This window comes from Lachnospira multipara LB2003, from assembly GCF_000702205.1.
GTDB classification, from domain to species: Bacteria; Bacillota; Clostridia; order Lachnospirales; family Lachnospiraceae; genus Lachnospira; species Lachnospira multipara_A.
Window position 1 is genome coordinate 111,804 of sequence record NZ_JNKW01000007.1, and the last position, 19,870, is coordinate 131,673.

The window sequence follows — 19,870 nt, forward strand, 5'->3', positions numbered from 1 at the left end:
GATAATATAAAGAGATAATATAAAGAGATTTGGATTTTGTAATTAAAGATGGAGGTGTGCTATGGAGCTAACTAATGCAGTATCAGCCTTAAACTCCGATTATGTCGTAAAGGTTAAAGATGCAATGAAAGCAGGAGTGCTAGGAGGTACAGCTGCAGCTAAAACAAGTGGAGATGCTTTTAGTGCAGTTTATTCTTCTGTATCAAGCTTACTTGGAAGCACCAATGACTATATTGAAAAAGCACAGCAGGCTGAAGTGGATTTTGCCCTTGGTAATATTAAAAATCCACATGAATTAGGGGTTTATCAGCAGCAAGCTAATATAGCTCTTCAATATACAGTGGCTATAAGAGATAAGGCTCTTGAGAGCTATAACACAATTATGAATATGAACATTTAAGGGATAAACCAATTTTGAAGGATTTGGGGTGTAAATTATGTTAGAGAGATTGAGGGAAATACCGACTAGGATACTTGAGATGTTAAAGAGCCTTTCTAAGGTTCAAAAAATTATAATTGCCATAGGGGTTACTGTTTTTATTGTAGCAGTAACCATTTTGTCGATTGTATTATCTAGGCCCAAGTATGAGATTTTAAAAACTTGTGCTGATTATGAAACTCTTGGAGAGGTAGATGAGTTACTTACATCAGAAGGTATACATCATAAAATCGACAACTTGACTATTTATGTTGAGAAAAAGGACTTAACCAATGCTAAAATAAAGATTGCGTCTGGAAATTTTACAGCTGATGGATATACTTTTGAAGAGGCAATGTCTAATAACTTAACAACTACAGATTCTGACAGATTAAAAAAGTATGCTAATTTTTTGCGAAGTAAATTGGCTAAGGATTTAACAGGTTACAATGGTATTAAGGCAGCAGAGGTTAATGTTACAATTCCAGAGGATACATCAAGTTTTTATGCCAAGACAGCTGAGACAGTTGTTGCTGCAAAATTAACAACTACAGGTGCTTTCAATGAAGAATCTGCAGAAGCAATAGCACTTTTTTTGGCAGCATCAGTAGGTAATTCAACAACTAATAACGTCACTATTACTAATGATAATGGTGATGTGTTATTTAGCGGAATCAATTCAGGTTCCTCATCAACTTTTACCCTAAATTCAAGATTGAAATACAAGTCAACAATTGAAAATACAGTTACTTTATCACTACAAAAGGCAATAACAAGTAGTGGCCTATATGATGAGGCAAATATTGCAATTAATCTAGACCTTGACTGGGATACGGTTAATGAAATTGCCACAACATATACAGCACAGGAAGGTAGAGAAGAAGGACTTTATAAGGAATCATATGAATTAGAGTCTACTGGCACAACAGGTGCTAGTGGAACTCCTGGAACCACAAGTAATGATGAGACTACATATGATATTACAGATGGAAACAATTCCACATCAACCTATACAGTTAAACAATATTCATATATGCCAAATGAAATTGTAAAAACTACTAATGGTGAACCAGGAAAAATAATATATGATTCATCGACTATAGGTGTAACTCTTATTCAAAAGGTGGTTTATAAAGAACAGGAGGTGAAGGATGCTGGACTCTTAGACGGTACTACATGGGAACAGTATAAGATAGATAATGCGGAATCAGTAAAACTAGATGTGGACAATGACTGGGTTCAAATTATTGCTAAAGGTACAGGTATTACAAATACTGATAATATTTCAGTTGTTGCCTACCAGGTGCCATATTTTGAAGATAAGCCAGCAAGCAATATCTTAAGCACAGCAAGTTTCTGGATTCAGGTCTTACTTGCAATTGCTATTCTTGTGATTCTTATCTTAGTTGTTCTTAGAAGTACTAGACCTCTTACAGTTGAGGAAACAGAGCCTGAGTTATCCGTTGAAGATATGTTAGCTACAACTAAGGAAGCAACTGCCCAACAGACAGTTGATGATATTGATGTTCAAGAAAAATCAGAAACTCGAATTGCTATTGAAAAATTCGTGGATGAAAATCCAGAAGCGGTGGCCCTGCTACTTCGTAACTGGCTTAATGAAGATTGGAATTAATAAGGGAGGTGTAGCCTATGGCTAAGACAAATAGTAATGGAGAGCATGAAATGGATGGCGTTGAGAAGGCAGCCACACTTTTAATTGCCCTTGGACCAGAAAAATCAGCAAAGATTTTTAAACATTTAAAGGAAGAGGAAATTGAGCAGTTAACCCTTGAAATTGCCAATACTAGTAGTGTTTCACCACAGACTAAGGAAGCTGTTCTTTCTGAATTCTATGAAGTATGTTTAGCTCAGCAATATATTGCCGAAGGTGGTATTTCTTATGCTAAGGAACTTCTTGAAAAAGCCCTTGGTGAAGATAAGGCTAAGGATGTTATTGGTAAGTTAACAGCAAGTTTACAGGTTCGTCCATTTGAGTTTATTAGAAAAACAGATTCTTCACAGCTTCTTAACTTTATTCAGGATGAACATCCACAGACCATTGCCCTTATTTTATCTTATCTTCCTGCAAGTCAGGCTTCAATGGTTGTAGGTTCCCTTGCACCAGAAAAACAGGCAGATGTTGCAAAGCGTATAGCCTTAATGGATAGAACAAGTCCAGATGTAATTAAGCAGGTAGAAAAGGTATTAGAGCGTAAATTATCAAGTCTTGTTAACCAGGATTACACAATTGTTGGTGGTGTTGATGCCATTGTTGAAATCCTTAATACAGTTGATAGAGGTACTGAAAAACATATTATGGAAACTCTTGAAGTTGAAGAGCCAGAGCTTGCTGATGAAATCAGAAAGAAGATGTTCGTATTCGAAGATATTCTTTCACTTGATGATAGATCAATTCAGAGAGTTCTTCGTGATGTTGAAAATGCAGACCTTTCACTTGCCCTTAAAGGTGCTACTGAGGAAGTACAAAATGTTGTTCTTAACAACCTTTCAAGCCGTCTTGCTTCTATGATCAAGGAAGATATGGACTTTATGGGTCCTGTTCGTATGAAGGATGTTGAAGAAGCACAGCAAAAGATTGTTAATATTATTAGAAAACTCGAGGATTCTGCAGAAATTGTTATTGCTAGAGGTGGAGGTGACGAAATCATTGTCTAATCTAGTAAGACGAGGAATGATAGTAAATAAAGATGAAAGAGTAATTGATTATAATGATTTAATACAAAAAAAGATTTTAGCCGTTAAAGAAAAAATGCAAAGAAAAGACGAGGATGGCTTCGTAAATGGCTTAGATGCAAAAGAAGTAGAATTACCAGATTATGATGCGCTTTTTGAGGATGCCGATGAATATGCTGATTTAACTGCAGATATAGATGAAGAACTATTAAGACTAGACCAAATGGAAAAAAGAGGCTTTGGCCCGGATGTTTCTGATGAGGAAATAGAAGCTATAAACCTAGCAAGGGCTAATAGAAGAGAACAGCTAATGCAGCAAAAGGCTGAAATACTAATGGAGGCTAAGGGTATTAGTTTAGAAGCTGATAATGGCAGTGAACAAGTTAGTAATTCTAATAGTGAACTAAATAGTGAATTTAATAGTGAACTTGCAAATCAAAAAATGGAGCAGATAATTGAAGAGGCCAACCAAAGAGCAAGTTTAATAATTGAAGAAGCTAATAATGAGGCTAATGAAATAATAAGTAATGCTAATGCTCAAATTGAAGAAATAAGACAGGACGCAAGAAATGCTGGATATAATGAAGGACTAAATAGTGCCAATGAAGAGATAGAGAATTTAAAGGCAAATTTAGAAAATGAATATGAACAAAAACTATCTAGTCTTGAGGCGGAATATGAAGAAAAAAAGGCAACTATAGAACCTGAATTAGTTGAGATATTAACAGATGTTTTTAAAAAAGTAACCCTAACAGTTGCAGAGGATAATCATGATATTATTATGCATTTAATAAACGGGGTTATGAGAAATGCAGATAGTAGCCATAATTTTATAATTAAGGTTTCACCTGATGATTATAAGTTTCTTATAAACAATCAGGGAAAGCTTTATGTGGCTATGTCTAAGGAAGTAAACATTGATATATTAGAGGATCCAACTATGAATCGTAATGAGTGTATTATTGAGACAGATACAGGGGTATTTAACTGTGGTCTTGATATTGAGTTGGATAATCTTATTAAAGATTTGAAATTACTAAGCTGTATTTAAAGGGGATAATTATGGCACTAGTTGATAGAAGTAAGTATTATGCTTTAACAGAAAAATCATTTTATGATAAACTTGGGAAAGTTACGAAAATAGTAGGACTTACAATTGAATCAGTAGGGCCAGATGCTAAGCTTAATGACCTTTGTAAGATTTATTCAGCAGATAAGTCTATGGTTTTATATGCAGAAGTGGTAGGCTTTAGAGATTCTAGGGTACTTCTTATGCCCTTTGATGTGGTTGATGGAATAGGACCTGGCTCTGTTGTGGAAAATACAGAACAGCCATTAGGTGTTAAGGTAGGGGATGAAATCCTTGGCCATACCCTTGATGGTCTTGGAAATCCAACAGATGGTGCTAGTTTTGAATTTGCTAAAGAGTATTCTGTTGAGGCTACACCTCCTGATCCTATGGATAGGGAAATAATAAGTGAAGTTTTACCTCTAGGGGTTAAGGCTGTAGATGGCTTACTTACTGTTGGCAAGGGTCAAAGAATTGGAATTTTTGCAGGTTCAGGTGTGGGAAAATCCACACTTCTTGGAATGTTTGCAAGAAATACCAAAGCTGATATAAATGTTATTGCCCTAATTGGAGAGCGAGGCAGGGAAGTTAGGGAATTTATTGAAAGAGATTTAGGACCTGAGGGTATGAAAAGAAGTGTACTTGTTATAGCAACTTCTGATAAACCAGCCCTTATTAGAAATAAAGCAGCTAAGACAGCAACAGCCATTGCAGAGTATTTTAGAGATCAGGGAAGAGATGTGCTTCTTATGATGGATTCTTTAACACGTTTTTCTATGGCTCAAAGAGAAATAGGTCTTGCAAGCGGTGAACCACCTGTTACAAGAGGATATCCACCATCAGTTTATTCTGAAATGCCCAAATTACTTGAAAGGGCAGGAATGGCTGATAAAGGCTCAATTACAGGACTTTATACAGTATTAGTTGATGGCGATGATTTTAATGAACCAATCACAGATACTGCTCGTTCTATTCTAGATGGTCATATTATGTTATCAAGGAAATTAGGTCATCAAAATCATTATCCTGCCATTGATATTTTACAAAGTATTTCAAGATGTATGGGTCAAATTGTATCAAAGGAGCATAAAAAAATGGCAGGTCGTCTAAAAACAGTACTTGCAACTTATAATGAGGCTGAAGATTTAATCAATATTGGTGCTTATAGAAGTGGTACTAATAAAAATATTGATTATGCAGTATATAAGATTAATAAAGTAAATAAGTTTTTATGCCAGGATACAGATGAAAAATTTAGCTTTGAGGAAGAATTAGAAATGCTTAATGAAATTTTTGATGATTATGAAGATTTTGAAAATGGAACCCTTAATTTAAGTGGCATTAGACCTAAATAATGTCAGAACTAAAAAGTAAAGGGGTAATAAACTAATGGCAAAGTTTGTATATAAGATGGAAAATGTCCTAAAGGTTAAGGAACAAATTGAAAATACTAGAAAACAGGAATTTTCCTTAGCCCAAGGAAAGCTCACAGCTGAAGAAAATAAGCTAAAGGAACTTAAAACTAGGCTAAATTTTTACGAACAGGAATTAAAGGAAGCAACTAGTAATAAGATTGATGTTAATTTACTAAGAAGATTAGGGGAAAGTATAAAAATATCAAGGGAACAAATAAAGGCCCAAATAGTTCAAGTTGAAGTTGCAAAAAAAAATTTAGAGCTAGCGCAACAAAGACTTGCAGATGCTGTTAAAGAAAGAAAAATACAGGAAATATTAAAGGAAAAGGCCTTTGAGGAATTTAAGTTAGAAATTAGTGCACAGGAAATGAAAGAGATTGACGAAGTTGTAAGTTTTAATTACAATAATCGTAGTAATTAAATGTGTTAAATAATTAATAAATTGTAATGGACTTTTTTTCTAGAGGGGGAAATCTGTATGGCTAAGAAGAAGTCAAAAGATGAGATTGAGGATTTACAAAATCCAGATGAGGAAAAAGAAGGGGGCATTGTTTCAAAACTTGTGGGGCTTTTAGTGGCTTTAATTGTTATTGCTATTTGGCTTGCAATTTTTGCACTGCTTATAAAAATGAATGTGGGTGGAGTAGGAAGTATGCTTCGTCCGTATTTAAAAAACGTACCGGGAGTAAATATGATTTTACCAAAGGCAACGGATGATGAGGTTGTTAACGAAACAGGAACAAGTTATAAAACTTTAGCGGAAGCTCTTGATAGAATTAATGAACTAGAAAGTGAATTAGATGATTTAAAGAATAATGGATCTTCTGAAAAAATAACGGAACTTGAGGCAGAGCTTGCAAGATTAAAGGTTTTTGAAGATAATGCAAAGTATTATCAGGAATTAAAGGATAAGTTTGATACGGAAGTTGTTTATACAGATAATGCACCGGATATAGAAAACTATAAGACCTGGTATGAATCAATTGATGCAGATAATGCAGCTAAGATTTATGAAAGAGTAGTTAAGGATTTGGCTTATTCTGCAGCAGTTAAGGAATGGGCAAGTACATTTGGAAATATGGAGGCTAGTAATGCAGCTAAGATTATGGAAGAGATGACAGGAGATACTAATCTTGTGGCAGATATTTTACTTAATCTAGATACAACTCAAAGAGCTGCTATAATGGAGGCTATGGATACTGTTTTTGCTGCTAAATTAACTAAGATAATGTATCCTTAAAATTAAAAAGATAACATGCAAGATTTTTATATTATCAGATAAAAATGGTAATATAGAAATCTTGCTTTTTTTAACTCAGTCGGGGTACAAGCTCCGACTGCCTTAATTAGAAAACTTGTACTAATCTTATATAAATTAATTCCGATATAAAATACGTAGACTATGTAGCACATCTAATAAAAAAGAAAGGAGGTAGCACAAGTGGTAATAGCTAAATCTAATTTAGCGGTTAATAGCTTTATAAAAGCGCCAGATTTTTCAAGCAAAAAAAGTGATGACGTAAGTCTTTCATTTGGGCAGATTTTTAATTCATCAGTTAAGAACAATAAGCCTGAAGCTACAAAGTATACTTCACCTGATTCTAATAAGATAAGCGATAACAATAATCTAAAGAAATTAGATGAGCAAGGCAAAATAGCTAGGGATGATAGCAGGGGTAATGTTAGTGATAATAAGACTAGAGAAGAAGTAACTAACATAAAAGAAAATGACACAGAAATTAAAGAAGTTAGTAAAGATATTGTTAATGAAAAGGGCAAGGAAATAATAAGTGAAATTGCTAAAAAGCTAGATCTTAGTGAAGATGAAGTAATTGAAACCATGGCACTTCTTAATATGAATGTATTAGATTTATTTAATCTAGATAATATTACAGAATTAATGGTTGAATTAAATGGACAAGGTGAAGTTGCATTAATTGTTGATGGAAGTTTTACAGATGCTTTAGCTGATGTTAATGAAACTGTTAAAGAAGCTATAGGTGAAATAGCAGATACACTAAATATTAGTCCTGAAGAATTTAAGGAAAATATCTCTAATACAAAAGTGGATTTTAAAGACATTTTCTTAAAGGAAGATATAAAAATTAATGTGGACAAAAAAGACATATCAGTAGAAAAAAATGTGGAGAAAGTATTAGTAGAAGTTCCAAAAACAAACTTAGATGATGTAAAAAAGGAAGATGAAGAGCCTAGCTTAAAAGATGTTATTGCATCAAAAATAGTTGTCTCAAAAAAAGAAAATGATACAGCTAATACAAAGGAAGATAGTAGCGATAAACCGTTATTACAGGATGAAAAGGCAGGTAGTAAACAAGAAAAGCTAGTGCATCCCGAGAATCTAGTTGTTAACGATATAGCTAAGAATTTTGAAACAGCTATTGAAGAAAGTTTTGATCCTAAGGTAAATCAGATTGATATTGTAAGACAAGTTGTGGATCAAATCAAGGTTATTAATACTGAGGGACTAAAGGAAATTGAAGTTATGCTAAATCCTGAAAACCTTGGTAGCGTCCATATTACAGTTACACAAAAAGAAGGAATTATAACAGCTCATTTAACCGCTCAAACAGAGGCTGTTAAAAAGGCTCTTGAAAATCAAATGATTGCCTTAAAGGAAAACTTTAATAATCAAGGCATAAAAATCGAGGCTGTAGAGGTTACAATTCAAAGTCATGGCTTTGAAAACAACTTAAATGCAGGAAATAATAATAAGGACAATCAGGATAACAAAAACAAAAATAAGCGACTTAATCTAGATCTTGATAGCTTAAATGACCTTGATTTAGACGATTTAAATATGGATGAGTTAAGAGCTATTGATTTAATTGAGAATGGAAATTCGTCTGTTTCTTATATGGCTTAGTAAGAAAAGGAGGAACACTATGGCAGCAGAAGTAGGCGCATGGTCTTATGTTAGAGACGATGGTAGCGTAACACAAACTTCACAGACAATGAGTTCACAGGTTAGTTCTAATGGTGCTAGTAAAAATAAGACTACAATTGATGTAGAAGGTTTTTTAGCATTAATGGTTGCAGAAATGCAAAACCAGGACCCACTAGAACCAACAGATAACTCTAAATATATGGCACAGCTTGCTACCTTTACACAAGTAGAGGCAACAACAGATATGAATAAAAATCAAGTAAAACAAACCGCATCAGATCTTGTTGGCAAGTATGTGATTATGAAGACATCGCAAAATAAGGATGGCTTTATTGGCGGAAAGGTTGATTATTGGGAGGAAATAAAAGATGATGTTTATCTTGGTATTGAAGGTAAGCTTTATGATATCAGAGATTTAGATACTGTAATGCAGGATGAATATTTTAAAGAATGGTCAAAATAAGTAAATTTATCCTTAAGTTTACCGATATTATAAGTGTAACAATTAAGATAAATTGAGGTGACCGATATGAATAAATTAATAAATGGAAATATTGCCTCCATAGATGCTTATGCCAACCTAGTCATTAATAAGGACAAGGTAAATACAAGCAATAAGGATTATACGGGACCAAAATTTAGTGAAATACTAAATAAAAAGGCATCCATTGATTCCGTTATTTTAGAAAGTAATATTGGCCAAGTAAGATTTTCAAAACACGCAAATCAAAGACTTGAAGAAAGAAATATTGTTTTAAGCGATGAACAACTAAAAAGACTAGAACAGGGAACCATTAAGGCAAAGGATAAAGGCATTAAAGAATCCCTTGTGTTAGTTGATGACTATGCTTTTATAGTCAATACAACTAATAAGCTAATCGTAACGGCAATGGATAGTAAAAATAGTGATGAAAATGTATATACTAATATTGATGGAGCGGTTGTAATTTAGCCGGACCTATTTAGGAGGTTAATATCCTTGAATGCCAGATAGGATATAAAAACAACAGTCTATTAATATGGTGTCATCATTTTGTAACTATAATTAGGAGGAACAAATACTATGATGAGATCATTATTTTCTGCTGTGTCAGGTTTAAAGTCACATCAGACAAGAATGGATGTTATTGGTAATAATATTGCCAATGTTAATACTGTGGCATATAAGTCACAATCAATGACTTTCTCAGAAGTTTTTTATCAAACTACTCAGACCGCATCTGGTCCTAGTGAAAATAAAGGTGGTACTAACCCTAAACAGGTTGGTCTTGGTTCTTCTGTAGGAAGTATTGCAACTGCAGTTTCAACAGAAGGTGCTTCAGAACGTACTGATAATCCTTATGATTTACAGATTTCAGGAAGTTCCTTCTTTATTGTAAGTAGTGCAGGTACTACATACTTTACAAGAGCTGGTAATTTTAAGGTCGATGAAGAAGGTGCCTTAGTTACATCTGATGGTGCTAATGTAATGGGTTGGCAAACAGATGCTGATGGAAATGTAGTAAAAGATCTTGTTTCAAAATTATACGTAACAAGCTCTAAATTTACATATACAGCACCAGCAAGAACAACAGCTCTTACACTTTCAGGAAATGTTAATGCATCATCAACAGATTCAATTACAACAACAATGAATTTTTATGATAGTATAGGTAATTCTTATCAGGCAACTGTTACTCTTGATTATCAAGATACAGGTTCTGATACAGTAAAGACATATAATATTAATCCAGTATCTATCTCACAAAATGGCTCAGTTTCAAATCTTTCATTTGATGTAAATGGAAGTATTAGCTTTAACGCTATTACAGGTGCAGCACTAGATACTAACAGCGATATTACAATTACTCTTAATAATAATGGTTCAGGTCAGACAGAAGTTAATCTTGACACTGTAGGTGCAGAAAATACAAGTGAAATTAAACTTGATGCTACAGGATTAACAATGTATTCTGATAAGACATCTATTAAGTCTTCAATGGGTATTGTAAATGACGAAGGAAATAAGGCTGGAGCAGGTAAGGCAACAGGTACTATGACTTCAGTAGGTATAGATGCAAGTGGATGTATTGTTGCAAGTTATAGTAATGGTGATACAGTAACAATAGGTCAGATTGCAGTAGCATCCTTTGCCAATCCAGAAGGTCTTGAAAAAGCAGGCGAAAACCTATGGTCAGCAACACTTAACTCTGGACTTTTTGATGGTATTGGACAGGAAGTTACAACAGGTGATGGTAAAATTACATCAGGCGTTCTTGAAATGTCTAATGTAGATTTATCAGGCGAGTTTACATCAATGATTACAACACAGCGTGGTTTTCAGGCAAATTCAAGAATTATCACTGTTTCAGATACATTACTTGAGGAATTAATTAACTTAAAGAGATAATAAGTAAAGAAACTAAATGGAGGCATTTATTGCCTCCATTTTTTTTAAAAAGAAACAAAATCACTAGTACTAGAGTACTAGAATTATAGAGTAAAAGTATTGAAAATATAAAATAATAGAAAAAATATGTGTAAAATATATTTCATTTTATAAGAAATATGATAAAATATAGAAAAACAGTGAAAAAATAAATACATTGATACATTGCAAAATTTAGCTAAAAGTGTTTTAATGATACTAGAAGTATTTCGTGACTAACAAATTAATAGTACTAGAATCCAAATAGAATACAAAAGAGTCTTGGAGGAAAGAATGATTAATGTAACTAGATTTAACGATAAAAAATTTATTTTAAACGCAGAGCTAATCGAATCTATTGAAGAGACTCCAGACACGGTTATTACACTAACTAATGGACATAAATATCTTGTAAAGGAAACACTAGATGAGGTACTAGATTTAGTCTATGACTATAAAAATAAGATATTTAGCGCGGTTATAAATGTTAATAACAGTAATCACTAAACTTTTAAAGAAGGGTGGGTCTTTAAATGGATATAGCTACACTTGGTGGTATAGTTCTTGGTTTGGTCATGGTATTATTCGGTATTGTTTCTTCCGGTGGTGTGGCCGCATTAGGAAACTTTATTGATATACCATCCCTTATTATTACAATTTTTGGTTCCTTAACTTCTCTTATGGCCAGTTATACAATGAGTGACTTCACAGGAGGTTTCGCAGGTATTGGCGTTGCTATGAAGGATCCTAAACTTGATCATGCAGCAACCATAACTAAGATAATTGAGTTATCTAATGTTGCTCGTAAGGAAGGTTTGCTTGCACTTGAAGAGATTGCAAGAAGTTTAGAGGATCTCTTTATGCAGAAGGGAATTTTACTTATAGTTGATGGTACGGAACCTGAACTTGTAAGAGGAATTCTTGAAACAGAACTTATGAATATGGAATCACGACATAAAAACAAAGCGGGCTTTTTTGATGCTTGGGCAGCCCTAGGTCCTGCTTGGGGTATGATTGGTACCCTTGTAGGTCTTGTTAACATGTTAAAAAACTTGTCTGATGCATCAACTATCGGTCCTAATATGGCCGTTGCCCTTCTTACTACACTTTATGGTTCGCTTCTTGCTAACTGGATTTGTACACCAATTTCTAATAAGTTAAAGCAAAGAGCAGCTATTGAGTTTCAGTTAAAAGAAATTGTAATTGAAGGCTTACTTTCAATTCAAGCTGGTGAAAACCCAAGAGTTATTGAAGAAAAACTTAAGTCATTCCTAGCTCCAAAGGCTAGAGAGGCAATTCAGACTGAAGGAGGTGCTTAAAAATGGCGAAAAAGCAAGAAGATGAGGCTCCAGCTGGATCTCCTGCTTGGATGGCGACATTCTCTGATCTGATGAATTTGTTGCTTTGCTTCTTCGTTTTACTTTTCTCTATGTCAAGCACTGATGCAGCAAAGTTTGAAGAGGTTGCAGCAAGTCTTGCAGCTTCCTTTAGTATTTTACCTTCTGGTGGTTCTGCCCTATCTAAAGAAGGCGTACTTGTTAATAGTGGAGCAAGCCAGTTAAATGAACTTAGCACTTACTATAACAGTATGGGTCTTGATTCAGAGGGGGAAATGGATCAGGAAGTAAAGTCTGCATATGAAGAGGTACAAGAAGAAGGTCAAAGACAATCAGAGGAAATGTCTGATGAAATTATGGAAAAATTAGCACAGCAAGGTGTAGCAAATCAGGTTGAAATAACTGCTACAAGTAAATATGTTGTTCTTAATTTAAGTGGTGGTACGCTTTTTGACTCAGGTAGTTATGAATTAAAAGAAGATTCAAAAAACTTACTTAAAGCAGTTGCTACTGCAATTAAGGAATATGATGGCAATATTATATCAATTGAGGGTCATACAGATAATGTCCCAATGCATTCAGCTCTAATTGAAGATAATATGAAATTGTCATTGTATAGAGCATATAGTGTGTATAGCTATTTTGTAGATGAATATCATTTTAGTGAAAGTACAATGACTAGTACTGGTAGAGGAGAGAATGTGCCAATAGCAACTAATGAAACAGCAGATGGAAGGGCACTTAATAGAAGAGTAGAAATAAAGATATATAACAATATTAACTCATAGAAAAGAGAGGTGCTTTTAGTGAAGAAAAGTATGTTAAATGTAATTATTTTAGCATTGTGCCTTATTAATTTGGTTTTAACGGCATTTTTAACATTTACACTTGTTCAGACTAATACTAAAACTAATAGCTTAATTACTCATATTGCTGAAATAATAGATTTGGATGTGGCTGGTGGAACAAAGGACACTAGCGCCAGTTCTGACACATCTGATTTGACTAATATTGAATATTTAAGTGTTACAAACGGCGAAGAAACAACAATTACAGTTACATACGTTGGACAATCAACTCACTATGCAGTTCTTTCAGTGACAGTAGGTATTAATAAATCCCATAAGGATTATAACGAGAAGATAGAAACAATTAAGACATCAATGGCCTTAATTGTAAGTGATATATCAAATATAGCTACAACAAAGTATACATATCAGACAATTGCTAATAATAAAGCAGATTTTGAGAAGGATTGTTTAGCACAGTTACAGGAAAGATTCCGGACAAATTGTATTTATTCAGTACTAACAACTGTAACTGTTCAGTAGACATATATGAAGGATGAGATTTAAAGAGAGGTGAGGGAGTAGATGAGTGAAGTTCTATCGCAAAATGAGATTGATAATTTGCTTAAGGCTTTAAGTAGTGGTGAGCTTGATGTAGATGAGATGAAAAACTCGGATGAGAAGCAAATTAAAAATTATGATTTTGCTAGACCATCTAAGTTTGCCAAAGAACATTTACGAACGCTAGAAATTATTTTTGAAAACTTTGGCCGTTTACTTGCAACGAATTTACCAGCTTATCTACGTAAATCAGTAACGGTTGATGTGGTTAACTCAGAAGTTGTAATTTACTCTGAATTTTCAAATGCCCTATCTAATCCTGTATTACTTGGAGTTGTGGGAATGAATCCCCTTAATGGCTCTGTAATTATGGAAATGGCATCAAATTTAGGCTTTGCAATAGTAGATAGATTACTTGGCGGCCAGGGAAATGCACTAGAAAAGGAGAGAGAATTTTCAGAAATTGAGTTAACTATTATTGATAGAATTCTTTCAATTTGTGTTAATTTAATGGAAGAACCTTGGGAAAATGTGGTAAAGGTTCAACCACGATTAGAAAGAATTGAGACGAATTCACAGTTTGCCCAGATTATTTCTCCAACAGAGACTATAGCCATTGTTACTATGAATTTAAAAATTGGAGAAGTGGAAGGCCTTATGAATGTGTGTCTTCCATATACCACCCTAGAACCAGTTATGGATAAATTAAATACAAAGTACTGGTTTGCTAATATGCAAGAAAAAGGTGGCGAAACCTTTGAAAAAGAGATTGAGGGCATGATTAGAAGATCTGAAATACCAATAAAGGCAGTGCTTGGAAAATCTAAAATCAGTGTGGCTGACTTTGTAACTCTTCAATATGGGGATATTATTAGGCTTAATAAAAAAGTTGACCAAGAACTTGATGTATATGTAGGCAATATAAAGAAATTCAAGGCATTACCAGGCTATTTTGAAGATAAATATGCAGTGAGGGTTACAGAAGTTTATAGAGAGGAGGAAGGTTAGGCGTATGGACGGAATGCTATCGCAGGATGAAATTAATGCTTTACTTAGCGGCATGGGCACAGGTCTAGATGAGCCAGGGGAAGTAGAAGAACCATCTGAAACAGCGGCTCAGGAATTATCTGGTGAAGATAGTTTTAGTCTTACAGATTCTGAAAAAGATGCTGTTGGTGAAATTTCAAATATCAGCATGGGTACAGCTGCAACAACACTTAGTTCATTACTTAATCAGACTGTAAACATTACTACACCAAAGGTTGATGTATGTACATGGGATGATTTAGCCCACAAATATGATAGACCTTGTGTAATGATGCAAATTTCCTATAAAGAAGGACTTGATGGTAACAACGTATTAGTTTTAAAGGAAAACGATGTTAAGATTATTACAGATTTAATGATGGGTGGAGCTGGAGTTGCCAATGATGAAGAACCATTATCAGAACTTCATTTAAGTGCTATTGGTGAAGCTATGAATCAGATGATGGGATCAGCTGCAACATCCCTTTCTTCTATGTTTGATAGAAAAATTGATATTAGTCCACCTGTATCAAATCTTGTAGAAACCTACAATGATGTGGATGAAAATTTACCACAATTTTTATCTAAACCTTTTGTGCTTGTGGCATTTAAAATGCAAATTGGGGAATTGATTGATAGTGAGATTATGCAGTTATATCCTAAGGAATTTGCTGAGGAATTACTTGAAATGTTTATGCCAAAGGAAGAGGAGGCACCACCTCCACCTCCACCAGCACCAGAACCTGCCTCACAGCCTCAGGCAGCACAAACACCGCCGCCACAGGCAGACAATCAAGCAGGAATGGCAATGGGAATGCAGGGAATGCCGATGCAGGGAATGCCAATGCAAGGAATGCCGATGCAGGGAATGCCAATGCAGGGAATGCCAATGCAGGGTATGCCAATGCAAGGTATGCCAATGTATGGATATCCTTCTGGAGATGTTAATGTGGCAGCAGCTTCATTCCAACCATTCTCACAGGATTTAAGTCAGCTTACAGGACAGGAAAATATTGGACTTATTATGGATGTTCCTCTTGAGGTTTCAGTAGAACTTGGTAGAACATCAAAATCAATTAAAGATATTCTAGATTTTGCACCAGGTACAATTATTGAGCTTAATAAAATCGCCGGTGAACCTGTAGATATACTTGTTAACGGAAAGTATGTTGCCAAGGGTGAAGTAGTAGTAATTGAAGAAAGCTTCGGTGTCAGAATTACAGAAATTGTTAAATAATAACTTTTTTGTAAAAAGAGATAGTAAATTTCTGATAAATGATGTATAATACAGTTAAATGATTTTGTGAAAAATTAATTTCAGATAGGAGATATTATATGGCAAAGAATATTTTGATTTGTGATGACGCGGCATTTATGAGAATGATGATTAAAGATATTCTAACAAAGAATGGCTATAACATCGCTGGTGAAGCTGAGAATGGAGCTAAGGCTGTAGAAAAATATGCAGAATTAAAACCAGACCTTGTTCTCATGGATATTACTATGCCAGAAATGGACGGAATTGAAGCATTAAAGAAAATCAAGGCGTCAGATCCTAATGCATCTGTTATTATGTGTTCTGCTATGGGTCAGCAGGCTATGGTTATTGAGTCAATTCAATCAGGCGCTAAGGACTTTATTGTTAAGCCTTTCCAGGCAGATAGAGTTATTGAAGCAGTGCAGAAAGTTGTAGGATAAATGACAAATTATTGCGTGATTTTAAATAGTAGATTAGAGGCCTTTGCCCAGCTACTAACATTACTAGTTATATTTATTATAGTCATAACCATAACTTATTTTTCAACGAGATTTGTTGGGAATTTTCAGAAAGAGAAGCTAGGGCGTAGTAACATACAGATTCTGGAAACACTTAGAATATCTAATACTAAGTACATTCAAATTGTAAAAATCGGAAAGAAGGTTTTTGCAATAGCTGTTTGCAAAGACAGCATAAGCTATTTATGTGAGCTTTGTGAGGGGGACTTACAATTAAAAACAGATTCGCATAACAAAAATGCTAACGCCGAGAGCTTTAAGGTTATAATAGATAAGTTTAAGAAGGACAAGCCAGAAGCTTGATGGGGCGGAGATGATTTATGTTGCGATGGATAAAGAGGCATAAAAAAACAATTTGTAAAATATCACTTGTACTTGGCGCGTTTTTTCTATCTATGATGCTAACATGTATGAAGGTATTAGCTGAAGATGAAACGGCTGCTAAGAATTTAATAGATATTAATGTTTCTGCAGGCGATGGAGGGGATTTGGCAAGTGTTTTACAAATGCTTTTAGTATTAACGGTGATTTCACTTGCACCATCAATATTAATAATGCTTACCTCTTTTACGCGTATTGTAATAGTACTTCACTTTACAAGAGCAGCCATTGGAACACAAACAGTTCCTCCAAATCAAGTTATTGTTGGTTTGTCCTTATTTTTAACCTTCTTTATTATGCAACCGACATTTAATGAGATTTATACAAGTGCCATTAAACCTTTATCAAATAATGAAATTTCTATTGAGGAAGCACTTGATATAGGGCAAAAGCCACTTAAAAGGTTTATGCTTAAACAAGTATCAACTAAAGATCTAGATACGTTTTTTTATGCAGCTGGATATGAAGAGGGTTCTGTTGAATCAGAAGATGATATTGAAATGAGAGTATTAATTCCAGCGTTTATTATTAGTGAACTTAGAATTGCATTTATTATAGGATTTTTAATTTATTTACCATTTATTGTTATTGATATGGTTGTTTCATCAACCCTTATGTCAATGGGTATGATGATGTTACCGCCAACTACAATAAGTGCGCCATTTAAGATTTTACTCTTTGTAATGGCTGATGGATGGAATTTGATTATTGGAAATTTATTAAAGACGTTTTAACTCAGTCGGAGTACAAGCTCCGACAGGGTTTTGACATTAGATTTGGGATTTGTTGGGGGATTTATTAAAGATGCAAGTAGGAGACGTTATTACAGTTGCTAGGCAGACAATATGGGTTATTGTCAAAACTTCTGTGCCACTATTATTAGTATCTATGATAGTGGGTCTTTTGATTAGTTTGTTCCAGACTTTAACATCTATTCAGGAACAAACTCTTACCTTTGTGCCAAAATTATTAGCAATTTTCCTTGCTATGATGATTTTAGGCAATTGGATTCTTACAACAATTACCGAATTTATGAATACTTTGTGGGGCAATTTTGCGACTTACATTAGGTAAACATTATAGTTTGAGTCTAGGGGTTTAGTATGATACATTATTCGGTTGTAATTGAACAATTCTTAATTTTTATATTGATTCTTATAAGGCTCGCATCATTTATTTATGTTGCGCCTTTTTTTAATACAACAGGAATACCTAGATATACTAAGGTTGGATTTGCTTTTTTTATTGCAATGATTGTATATAGCTGTAATCCTGATTTTAGTATTGAGACTAGCTCGATATTTCAGTATTCAGCTCTTGTTTTAAATGAGGTTTTAATAGGCTTAATTCTTGGGGCGCTATGTTTTTTTAGCGTACAAATAATTCAATTTGCAGGTAAGATAATTGATATGGATATAGGCTTATCAATGGCTCAATTATATGATCCAACCACAAGAATGCAGACAGGTATTATGGGTAATTTTTACTATTATCTTGTAATGCTAATTCTTGTAATATCAGGACTTCATAGATATTTAATTTCTGCTATTGTGGAAACTTTTAAGGTAATTCCACTAGGAAGTCCTAAATTTAGCCCTAAAATCTATGATATTGTTTTAGATTTTATGTCTGATTATTTTATTATTGGTTTTAGAATTGCACTTCCTGTCTTTGCAGCAACTTTACTACTTAATTGCGTACTTGCTATTCTAGCTAAGGTTTCACCTCAGATGAATATGTTTGTTGTTGGTATGCAGTTAAAAATTTTTGTAGGCATTTTTGTAATTTTGGTTACGATTTTTATGTTGCCAGATATTGCTAAATTTATACAAGATGAAATTAAATATGTCTTGGCGCAACTAGTAAAATCCATGTATTAGAAGGGATGGGACTAGATTATGGTGGTAGAGAAAAAATTATTAATTTCATATAATCTACAGTTCTTTGCTAAAGATGGTCCTGGTGGAGAAAAAACCGAACCTGCTACAGCTAAGAAATTAAAGGATGTAAGAAAAGAAGGCCAGGTAGCAAAAAGTAAGGAAATAATTACGGCTATTTCCCTAATGTCTATTTTTATCTTATTAAAGATTTATATTGCTAATCTTGGCAATGATTTTGTAGAGTGCTTTAACAGGTTCTATAACAGCTTTGAAACTATAGTAAATACTAGTAAAAGCGGAGTTAGCCCTGGAGTTGCAACAGATATCCTAGGATCAGGTATTAAACTTTGCATATTACTTTTAATACCTATTCTTTTAGTTGGGGTAATCATTTCAATTCTTGGTAATATGTTACAACAAAGCTGGATGGTTAGTTCAAAACCTCTAATGCCAAAATTTAGTAAAATTAACCCTTTAAACGGCTTTAAAAGAATTTTTTCCTTTAGGCAATTATTTGAGCTAATTAAATCTGTTGCCATGATGGGAATTCTTGCAGCTGTTGTATATAACACAGTTAAAAGTCAGGTAAATGTGCTTTTTACTTTTTATGATATATCTTTATATGCAGCAATTGAGCGAACAGGAAAAATTATTATTGATTTAGGCATAAAGGTTAGCGCGGTTTTTCTAATTATTGGTTTTGTGGACCTTTTATATCAAAGGCATAAATTTAAAAATGATAATATGATGACCAAACAAGAGGTTAAGGATGAATTTAAGAATTCTGAAGGTGATCCACAGGTTAAGGGTATGATTAGACGTAGAATGAATGAAATCTCTAGACGTCGTATGATGCAGCAGCTTCCAGAAGCAGATGTTGTTATTACAAACCCAACTCACTTTGCAGTAGCCCTTAAATATGATCCTCAGTCAGGAAAAGCCCCAATTGTTATAGCTAAGGGTGCGGATTATCTGGCTTTTCAGATTAAGGATAAGGCTAGGGAATATGGCATTGAAATTGTGGAAAATAAGCCTCTTGCAAGAATTATTTATCACAATATTGAGTTAGGGGAAGAAATTCCACCAGAATTATATGTGGCTGTGGCAGAAATACTAGCTGCAGTTATGCGAACAAAGAATAGAAACTTAACTAGTGCTATGGTATAATTAAATTGAGTGAATAAGATTTAATCAATAAATTATACCTTTGATC

23 protein-coding genes are annotated in these 19,870 nt (G+C 34.0%); all 23 read left to right on the forward strand.

Annotation, left to right across the window (positions count from 1 at the left end):
* Positions 1-61 precede the first annotated feature (61 nt).
* Positions 62-400, forward strand: a complete 339-nt coding sequence (locus T537_RS0105910; RefSeq protein ID WP_031556698.1) for a flagellar hook-basal body complex protein FliE — start codon at positions 62-64, stop codon at positions 398-400.
* Between the two features lie 37 nt (positions 401-437).
* Positions 438-2,051 (forward strand): flagellar M-ring protein FliF C-terminal domain-containing protein, encoded by a 1,614-nt coding sequence (locus T537_RS0105915; RefSeq protein WP_031556699.1) that lies wholly within the window; start codon positions 438-440, stop codon positions 2,049-2,051.
* A 17-nt stretch (positions 2,052-2,068) separates the two neighbouring features.
* Entirely contained in the window at positions 2,069-3,094 is a 1,026-nt protein-coding gene (gene fliG / locus T537_RS0105920; RefSeq protein WP_027437850.1) for a flagellar motor switch protein FliG, read from the forward strand.
* Positions 3,087-4,163: a FliH/SctL family protein gene (locus tag T537_RS0105925; protein ID WP_031556700.1), complete on the forward strand. Its 1,077-nt coding sequence runs from the start codon at positions 3,087-3,089 to the stop codon at positions 4,161-4,163. Before fliG ends, T537_RS0105925 begins: the two co-directional genes overlap by 8 nt.
* An 11-nt stretch (positions 4,164-4,174) precedes the next feature.
* Positions 4,175-5,536 carry a flagellar protein export ATPase FliI gene (gene fliI / locus T537_RS0105930; protein WP_034210345.1) on the forward strand — a complete coding sequence of 454 codons (1,362 nt, stop codon included), beginning with the start codon at positions 4,175-4,177 and terminating at the stop codon, positions 5,534-5,536.
* A gap of 34 nt (positions 5,537-5,570) precedes the next feature.
* On the forward strand, positions 5,571-6,017 hold the full coding sequence (gene fliJ, locus T537_RS0105935; RefSeq protein WP_031556702.1) for a flagellar export protein FliJ: 447 nt from the start codon (positions 5,571-5,573) through the stop codon (positions 6,015-6,017).
* A gap of 57 nt (positions 6,018-6,074) precedes the next feature.
* Positions 6,075-6,836 carry a MotE family protein gene (locus tag T537_RS0105940; RefSeq protein ID WP_031556703.1) on the forward strand — a complete coding sequence of 254 codons (762 nt, stop codon included), beginning with the start codon at positions 6,075-6,077 and terminating at the stop codon, positions 6,834-6,836.
* 201 nt (positions 6,837-7,037) lie between these two features.
* On the forward strand, positions 7,038-8,480 hold the full coding sequence (locus T537_RS0105945) for a flagellar hook-length control protein FliK (RefSeq protein ID WP_031556704.1): 1,443 nt from the start codon (positions 7,038-7,040) through the stop codon (positions 8,478-8,480).
* A gap of 19 nt (positions 8,481-8,499) precedes the next feature.
* Positions 8,500-8,964, forward strand: a complete 465-nt coding sequence (locus T537_RS12390; protein ID WP_051554952.1) for a flagellar hook capping FlgD N-terminal domain-containing protein — start codon at positions 8,500-8,502, stop codon at positions 8,962-8,964.
* Positions 8,965-9,030: 66 nt separating this feature from the next.
* Positions 9,031-9,453, forward strand: coding sequence for a TIGR02530 family flagellar biosynthesis protein (locus tag T537_RS0105955; RefSeq protein ID WP_027437855.1), 423 nt, complete (start codon positions 9,031-9,033; stop codon positions 9,451-9,453).
* A gap of 111 nt (positions 9,454-9,564) precedes the next feature.
* On the forward strand, positions 9,565-10,890 hold the full coding sequence (locus T537_RS0105960; protein WP_027437856.1) for a flagellar hook protein FlgE: 1,326 nt from the start codon (positions 9,565-9,567) through the stop codon (positions 10,888-10,890).
* A gap of 312 nt (positions 10,891-11,202) precedes the next feature.
* Positions 11,203-11,415, forward strand: coding sequence for a flagellar FlbD family protein (locus T537_RS0105965; protein ID WP_027437857.1), 213 nt, complete (start codon positions 11,203-11,205; stop codon positions 11,413-11,415).
* 26 nt (positions 11,416-11,441) lie between these two features.
* Positions 11,442-12,227 (forward strand): motility protein A, encoded by a 786-nt coding sequence (locus tag T537_RS0105970; protein WP_027437858.1) that lies wholly within the window; start codon positions 11,442-11,444, stop codon positions 12,225-12,227.
* A gap of 2 nt (positions 12,228-12,229) precedes the next feature.
* The gene (locus tag T537_RS0105975; protein ID WP_027437859.1) at positions 12,230-13,033 is read left to right on the forward strand and encodes an OmpA/MotB family protein; all 804 of its coding nucleotides are present in this window, start codon (positions 12,230-12,232) and stop codon (positions 13,031-13,033) included.
* 18 nt (positions 13,034-13,051) lie between these two features.
* Positions 13,052-13,576: a hypothetical protein gene (locus T537_RS0105980; protein WP_027437860.1), complete on the forward strand. Its 525-nt coding sequence runs from the start codon at positions 13,052-13,054 to the stop codon at positions 13,574-13,576.
* A gap of 42 nt (positions 13,577-13,618) precedes the next feature.
* The gene (gene fliM, locus T537_RS0105985) at positions 13,619-14,602 is read left to right on the forward strand and encodes a flagellar motor switch protein FliM (protein ID WP_027437861.1); all 984 of its coding nucleotides are present in this window, start codon (positions 13,619-13,621) and stop codon (positions 14,600-14,602) included.
* A 4-nt stretch (positions 14,603-14,606) separates the two neighbouring features.
* A complete protein-coding gene (fliY, locus tag T537_RS0105990) occupies positions 14,607-15,857 on the forward strand; it encodes a flagellar motor switch phosphatase FliY (protein WP_027437862.1) in 1,251 nt (416 codons plus the stop codon).
* Between the two features lie 98 nt (positions 15,858-15,955).
* Positions 15,956-16,318: a response regulator gene (locus T537_RS0105995; protein WP_027431346.1), complete on the forward strand. Its 363-nt coding sequence runs from the start codon at positions 15,956-15,958 to the stop codon at positions 16,316-16,318.
* Entirely contained in the window at positions 16,319-16,699 is a 381-nt protein-coding gene (locus T537_RS0106000; protein WP_051637176.1) for a flagellar biosynthetic protein FliO, read from the forward strand. It begins immediately after the preceding gene.
* 107 nt (positions 16,700-16,806) lie between these two features.
* Positions 16,807-17,511 carry a flagellar type III secretion system pore protein FliP gene (gene fliP / locus T537_RS0106005; protein WP_330372593.1) on the forward strand — a complete coding sequence of 235 codons (705 nt, stop codon included), beginning with the start codon at positions 16,807-16,809 and terminating at the stop codon, positions 17,509-17,511.
* 70 nt (positions 17,512-17,581) lie between these two features.
* On the forward strand, positions 17,582-17,851 hold the full coding sequence (gene fliQ, locus T537_RS0106010) for a flagellar biosynthesis protein FliQ (RefSeq protein WP_027437865.1): 270 nt from the start codon (positions 17,582-17,584) through the stop codon (positions 17,849-17,851).
* 29 nt (positions 17,852-17,880) lie between these two features.
* Positions 17,881-18,657 carry a flagellar biosynthetic protein FliR gene (gene fliR / locus T537_RS0106015; RefSeq protein ID WP_027437866.1) on the forward strand — a complete coding sequence of 259 codons (777 nt, stop codon included), beginning with the start codon at positions 17,881-17,883 and terminating at the stop codon, positions 18,655-18,657.
* Positions 18,658-18,675: 18 nt separating this feature from the next.
* A complete protein-coding gene (gene flhB / locus T537_RS0106020; protein WP_027437867.1) occupies positions 18,676-19,824 on the forward strand; it encodes a flagellar biosynthesis protein FlhB in 1,149 nt (382 codons plus the stop codon).
* Positions 19,825-19,870: the final 46 nt, after the last annotated feature.